Source organism: Natronomonas sp., assembly GCF_036625485.1.
In the GTDB taxonomy this organism is placed as follows: Archaea; Halobacteriota; Halobacteria; order Halobacteriales; family Haloarculaceae; genus Natronomonas.
The window spans coordinates 1-5,841 of record NZ_JAZKTR010000152.1; the positions used below are offsets into that span (position 1 = coordinate 1).

6 protein-coding genes and 1 tRNA gene are annotated in these 5,841 nt (G+C 65.0%); 3 read left to right on the forward strand and 4 right to left on the reverse strand.

Annotated features, from left to right (window positions below; genetic code table 11):
• Positions 1-71 precede the first annotated feature (71 nt).
• Together V5A53_RS12375 and V5A53_RS12380 are read right to left on the reverse strand one after the other, a co-directional pair.
• Positions 72-144, reverse strand: a tRNA-Gln gene (locus V5A53_RS12375).
• A 27-nt stretch (positions 145-171) separates the two neighbouring features.
• Positions 172-993 (reverse strand): homing endonuclease associated repeat-containing protein, encoded by an 822-nt coding sequence (locus V5A53_RS12380; protein ID WP_332313926.1) that lies wholly within the window; start codon positions 991-993, stop codon positions 172-174.
• 120 nt (positions 994-1,113) lie between these two features.
• Here V5A53_RS12380 and V5A53_RS12385 point away from each other — a divergent pair, with 120 nt between their 5' ends.
• Positions 1,114-1,695: an IMP cyclohydrolase gene (locus tag V5A53_RS12385; protein WP_332313927.1), complete on the forward strand. Its 582-nt coding sequence runs from the start codon at positions 1,114-1,116 to the stop codon at positions 1,693-1,695.
• A 31-nt stretch (positions 1,696-1,726) separates the two neighbouring features.
• On the opposite strand, the gene V5A53_RS12390 is transcribed toward V5A53_RS12385, so the two are convergent.
• The gene (locus tag V5A53_RS12390) at positions 1,727-2,800 is read right to left on the reverse strand and encodes a PAS domain-containing sensor histidine kinase (protein ID WP_332313928.1); all 1,074 of its coding nucleotides are present in this window, start codon (positions 2,798-2,800) and stop codon (positions 1,727-1,729) included.
• Between the two features lie 168 nt (positions 2,801-2,968).
• Between V5A53_RS12390 and V5A53_RS12395 the strand changes: the two genes are divergently transcribed.
• Positions 2,969-3,628, forward strand: coding sequence for a metallophosphoesterase family protein (locus tag V5A53_RS12395; RefSeq protein ID WP_332313929.1), 660 nt, complete (start codon positions 2,969-2,971; stop codon positions 3,626-3,628).
• Positions 3,629-3,902: 274 nt separating this feature from the next.
• Positions 3,903-4,100 carry a DUF7472 family protein gene (locus V5A53_RS12400; RefSeq protein WP_332313930.1) on the forward strand — a complete coding sequence of 66 codons (198 nt, stop codon included), beginning with the start codon at positions 3,903-3,905 and terminating at the stop codon, positions 4,098-4,100.
• Here V5A53_RS12400 and priL read toward each other — a convergent pair.
• Positions 4,097-5,152, reverse strand: coding sequence for a DNA primase regulatory subunit PriL (gene priL / locus V5A53_RS12405; RefSeq protein WP_332313931.1), 1,056 nt, complete (start codon positions 5,150-5,152; stop codon positions 4,097-4,099). The genes V5A53_RS12400 and priL overlap by 4 nt on opposite strands.
• Positions 5,153-5,841 lie beyond the last annotated feature (689 nt).

A 5,841-nucleotide genomic window follows, 5' to 3' on the forward strand; every position in this document is an offset into this window, starting at 1 on the left:
CCGAGCGGGTCGACTCACGGGAGCCACCGAGCGAGACACGCGCCGCTGGAGGATTTGGACGTCCGAAGGAATAGTCCCGGCTGGATTCGAACCAGCGTTGCGGGCCCCAGAAGCCCACGTGATTGGCCACTACACTACGGGACTGCGTGCACACGAAAGAAAGCCACGGGACTATTTATGATTGTCGTGTTCGCCTGGCGCCGCATCCGGGTTCGGTGGCTCGAAATGCACCCGCCGGTGGCAGTTCGCACACAGCAACTCACACTCGTCCATCTCGGCTTCGATGACCTCCTTCGGACGGTCATCAGCTACCAATCGTGCGATAGTGGCGTCCTTCTCGCCGACGTGATGAAACTCGAGGGAAGTGGGGTCGGTTTCGCCACATCTCGAGCACCCGCCCAGGTTCCGCTTCTGCTCGAATACCCACGTTCGTAGCTCTCTGGTCGGCGGTGAGTGGTGCTCCCGTCGGTGGCAGTTCGCACAGAGAACGTCACACGTTTCGATCTCCGCTCGGAGCGCGTCTTTGCCGTAGCCATGGGTAACCATCGTCCCAACGTCCATCCCCTTTTCTCCGGGCTGCCTGTGGTGAAAGTCGAGACACGAACGATCGTCTTCGCCACACCGGACACAGCCACACTCTTCCTTATAGTCATTGAGCCACTTGCGAAGTCTCGCTCGCCGCCGCCGCGTCCGTTCGGCGTTCCACTCACGGTTTCGGTAATGCCACCGCTGGTCGACCGAGAGGTCCGACCAATCGACACTATCCGGGAGGTCCACATCGTCTGGTTCTGCCCCCACGCGGCTTCCCGTCGATGCATTCGTTTCCAACCCGGCCATCTCCTTCGCCGCGTTCCAGCCACCGAGCTGTCGGATGATTGTCGCTGAGGCAGGTGTCAGTCCCAGCGCCTCGTACGCGGCCTTCGTCGGGGACTCGTCCAACCGGTCGGCGGCCTCCCGAAGGGCGTCGATGCATTCGGGTTTGGGCGTCGCCATACCCCCGCTGGTCGGCCCCTAGTATAAAAACCAATCCGCGCAGCGGAAGTGACGCGTGGCAATCACACTATCTAGCGAGGAACCGACACCGACATACGGAATCCGCCGAGAGTGACGCCCATGTACGTCGGACGTTTCATCGTCGTCGCACCGGATCGCGCGGCCTATCGCGTCTCCTCGCGGTCGTTCCCGAACCGACAGGTCATCGAGCGAGACGAGGCGCTGACCGTCGCACCGACGCCGGATGCGCCGGAGACGGACAACCCCTACATCTCGTACAACTGCCTGCGAACGACCGAGGGCGGCGAGTTCGCCGTCATCGGGAACGGGACGCAGGTCGACCCTATCACGGAAAAGCTCGACCTCGGCTATCCGGCCCGCGACGCGCTGGTCGAACCCCTGCTGGCGCTGGATTACGAGAAAGACGACTACGACACGCCCCGAATCGCTGGCGTCGTCGGCGACGAGGAGAGCTACATCGGCATCGTTCGTCGGGATGCCCTGCTCGTCCACGCCGTCGAGGAGCCGACGCTGGTCGCCACCTACGAGAAGGACCGGCCGGAGGCGACCGACCTCGAAGCGACCGACCCCGGAGCGATGGCGCAGGAACTCTACGAGCGCGACCTCGAACACCCGGTCTGTGCGGCGGCGGTCGCCCGCACCGACGACGGCTTCGAGACCGGCTTTTATAACGGCGAATAACGGATCGACGGCGGCTGTCGGCCGTCGACGGCTACTCCTGCTGGAGCCGAATCCGGACGCTGTTGCCGCCCAGGTCGCTGTCCTCGAAGGCGAGTTCGCCACCCGAGCGGTCGACGATCCATTTGACGAGCCAGAGGCCGAGGCCGCTGCCGTGGTGTTTCGGCGTCACGTCGGCGTCGCCGGTGACGACGTTGCGCTCCATCGGCGGAATGGGCGGCGCGTCGTCGTCGACGATGATGTCGGCCCACCGGCCGCTCTCGCTGGGCTCGATGCGAACGCGGACGGTCGGTTCGTCCGCGGGGTTGTGTTCGAGGGCATTCTCGACGACGTTCTCGATGGCCAACTGGAGGCGCGGAATCGCCGACACGGTCATCGAATCGGGGATGTCGGTGTCGACGGTCGCCTCGGGGTGTGCGTTGCGGAGTCCCTCGACTGCGGCGCGGACGAGGGGCACACAATCCAGCGGCGCGGCGTCGGATCTGGGTGACTGTAACACGTCGTCGATCTGGGCTGCATCGCCCGCCAGACCGAGCAGTCGCTCGGCGCGCCCTTCGATGACCGTTGCCGTCCGGACGGCGTCCTCGTGTTCGCCGTCGAGGGATTCCAGTAACTGGGCGGCGTTGCCCTCGATGGTGTTGGCTTCGGTCCGCAGGTTGTGCCGCAGGACGCGGGTGACGACCTGCAGTTGGCGCTCCTTCCGGTTGATTTCGGTCAGGTCGGTGTAGACCGCGAAACCGTCCAGTCGCGAGGATTCGGAGGGGTAGGGAATCCCGCGATAGAGGAACTCCCGAAGGCCGTCGGTCGTCCGGCGTTGGACCCGCCGGTAGTTGATCGCACCCGAGGCGGTTCGGGAGTCGAGCGTGTCCGCCTCGTCGGCGAGCCACTCTGGGACGATGTGGTCGTTGAGCGGCGTATCGACCACGTCCTCACGGTCGTAGCCGAACAGTTCGACGAACGACTCGTTGACGCTCCTGATGACCGGCTCGTCGTCGACGAGTTCGAACGCGACGACGGCGTCCTGAATGTGCCCGACGAGATGTCGCAACCCCTCCGGTTCATCGACTGGGAACAACTCCGTCTCGGCGCCGTGTTCGTTGATGTGCATTTGTCTTAACAAACCTACTTTAGCTATCTATTTAGGCTGTTATCTGTCCCCAAGTGAAAAGAATACTGTACATATTCCTTTAGAAGTTTAATCTATATGTAGACGAACGTCCGGTGCGTCGTGGGACGGAAGTTGCCTTTATCCGCGGCCGGGTCGAACTGTCGGATGATGCTCGTCGGGGTTATCTCAGATATTCACGCCAACCGAATCGCCCTCCGTGAGGTGCTCGACGATATGCCCGACGTGGATACCTTGGTCTGTGCGGGCGATGTGGTGGGGTACAACCCGTGGCCGAGCGACTGCGTCGAGGCGATGCGCGACCGCGAGATCCCGACGATAATGGGCAACCACGACCGCTCGGTCGTCAACGGAGTCGGCTATCCCGGCAATCGGATGGCCGATGCCGGCGTTCGTCACGCCATCGACGAACTCGACGAGGAACAGCTGGATTGGCTCGGGTCGCTTCCCGAGGAGCGCACCTGCTTCGACGGCCGGATGAAGATCGTCCACGGCCATCCCGACGACCCCAACCGCTACACGTATCCGGGGTTGTTCTCCGAGGATATGCTCGACGACGAGGACGTGCTGGTGATGGGCCACACCCACGTCCAGGGCCACGAAACCTACGACGAGGGCATCGTCATGAATCCGGGAAGCGTCGGCCAACCGCGGGATAGCGACCCGCGTGCGGCCTACGCAGTCGTCGACCTCGATGAGCTGACCGTCGAGGAACGTCGCGTCGAGTACGATATCGAGGCGGTCATCGAAGCTATCGTGGATGCCGGCCTCCCGAAGGATACGGGGAAGCGTCTGCGGAAGGGGCGGTAGCGGAGGCGGATGAGAGTGAGCATACGCCGAGCGATAGCGAGGCGTTTCACCGCGCCGAACGCAGTGAGGCGCGGGACCGAGGCCTGACCGTCGGGAAGGCCGACGTGTCTTTTTCATCGAAGTGGTTCGAGCGTCGCCAGCGGAGACGCTCGTCATCCAGCGAATCGCCTTCGGCGATTCGCATGGATTTTTGCCGGTCGCTCGCGCCAGCGAGGCGACCGTGCAAAAAGTTCGGTTCGAAGCCCTTTTGCCGGATACCACCGCAAACCCGAGCATGGACCGGGATGCGGTCGTCGAAGCCGTCGTCGCGTTCGTGGGCGTCGCGTTGCTCGCGGGCATTATCATGTGGATCGGGACCGCCTATACGAACGATGGGCTGACCGGCAGCGGCGGCCTCGCCCTCGTCGGGGCCATCGGCTTCTTCATCGTCTTCATGTCGGTCGTCGGCCTCGGCCTCTCGCGGCGTTATTAGGCCCGCCAGTCGGTGACCCGGTCGTCCGGCGCCTGCTGGAGCCGTTTTCCGTAGTAGGACAGCGGATGCTGGATAGTCTCGCAGGTCTCGTCCTTGTCGACACAGTCGCCGTACTCGTCCATCACGGCACAGGAGGGCGGGGTCAGGGCGCTTCCTCCCTCGTCGTCGAGCCGTTCGACCTGTTCGCGAACGGTCCCGGCGGCTCCGTCGGTAACGTCACACAACTCGACGATGTCCCCGGCGTCGAGGCCGACGCTGACGAGGAAGGACACGAGCGCGAACCGGGAGTGGTCGGGGAGCGCCTCACCCTCCCGGACGCGGGTCAACAGCGCGCGCATGCAGGGCGGAAAGAGGCCGGGAACGACCGCCTCGAAGCCCATCGGCGGGTCGATATCCGAGATGGACCGCCGAATCGCGCCGAGTTCGTCGTCGAGCGGTTCACCGATCGGCTCGGGCACCGACAGCGGCAGCCCCTCGACGACGCGGTGGTGGATCGCCTCCCGGAGCAGGGTGTACAGTTCCGCGCGGGCGACGGGGACGCGGCCGGCGTCGAGCGGGCGGCCGACGAGGCGCCAGCGGTCGTCGTCGAGGTCGCCGGCGAGTTCGAGATAGGCCGTCACTTCGACGCTGAAGCGGCCGTCGCCGGTCGGCTCGATGCGTCCCGAGAGGCCGAAATCGGCGAGCAGTCGCTCCAGCGTCAGCCGCTGGTCGGCGGTGCTTTTGAGTTCGATGTCGGCCTCGAAATCCTCGACGAACCGCTCGCGGGCCGTCGCGGCCTCGGCGGCAGCGTACTTCTCGGTTGCCCCCGGCACGTCGAGCAGCGACACGAGGACGCGGGCGACCGGATAGGAGAGCAGTTCCGCGCGGTCGCTCCAGAGTTGCGGCTCCTCGGCTTCCGTGGTTCCCTCCAACAGCGCGCGCTGGACGCGCTCGTGGCCGCGTTCGACCGCCGGCCCGCCACGCTGGACGAGCGCGGCGAGGTCGACGTCGGCGGCCTCGACCGCATCGCGAGAGGCGTCGAGGAAGGGATAGCGAGCGTGGAGCCGCTCCATACCCACGCGTATCCGGGCGGTGCCGATAAACGCACCGACCCGAACTCTGGTGTGTGGTATGTTTTGATTTATAAATGGTGGTTGATGACTTCCTGACCACAAACAGCCGGAAAGCCCTCGGCCCGCTGGCGGTCGCTAAGCAGGATATCCTCGCTTCGCTCGGATAGTGCCTGCTTAGCGACTCCCCTCCGGCGCCACCGGGCCTCGCCCTTTCAGTCCGCCAGGACAGCGACCGCACCACGAACCTCCCCAACCGACTCCCTCGCTTCGCTCGGTCGTCCCTCGCGCGCTGGCTGGCCGGACCACCGCTCGCGGTGCGCTCGCGGCGGTCGGCCAGCGCGCGCCATTTATAAATAAACACTCGGCCGGGAGCGAGTGGTCGCCCTCGGCGACCCTCGCGACCCGGGGAAAGGCAGGTGCGGTTGCGGTCCTGGTGGAATCGAAGGGCGAGGGCGGGTACGGGAAGCACGACCCCTCAAGCACCGAAGCGAGCGCAGCGAGCGAGGCGCGCAGAGTGGGTCGCGCGACCGTAGCCGCCCGAGGGCTTCGGGTGTGATTGCGGTCCCTTTTAAGCAGCGGTCCTCGAAACCAGTGAGTCGACACGCCTATACTGGCGCCCGCCCACCCGATGAATATCCGTGCGTCTCAGGTATCGCTGTCCGGGGTGTCGGACGACGAGCAACCTCCAC

Coding starts and splice junctions, on each gene's coding strand:
- V5A53_RS12380 (WP_332313926.1), bottom strand. CDS start 993: ATGGCGACGCCCAAACCCGAATGCATCGACGCCCTTCGGGAGGCCGCC.
- V5A53_RS12385 (WP_332313927.1), top strand. CDS start 1,114: ATGTACGTCGGACGTTTCATCGTCGTCGCACCGGATCGCGCGGCCTAT.
- priL (WP_332313931.1), bottom strand. CDS start 5,152: ATGGAGCGGCTCCACGCTCGCTATCCCTTCCTCGACGCCTCTCGCGAT.
- V5A53_RS12390 (WP_332313928.1), bottom strand. CDS start 2,800: ATGCACATCAACGAACACGGCGCCGAGACGGAGTTGTTCCCAGTCGAT.
- V5A53_RS12395 (WP_332313929.1), top strand. CDS start 2,969: ATGCTCGTCGGGGTTATCTCAGATATTCACGCCAACCGAATCGCCCTC.
- V5A53_RS12400 (WP_332313930.1), top strand. CDS start 3,903: ATGGACCGGGATGCGGTCGTCGAAGCCGTCGTCGCGTTCGTGGGCGTC.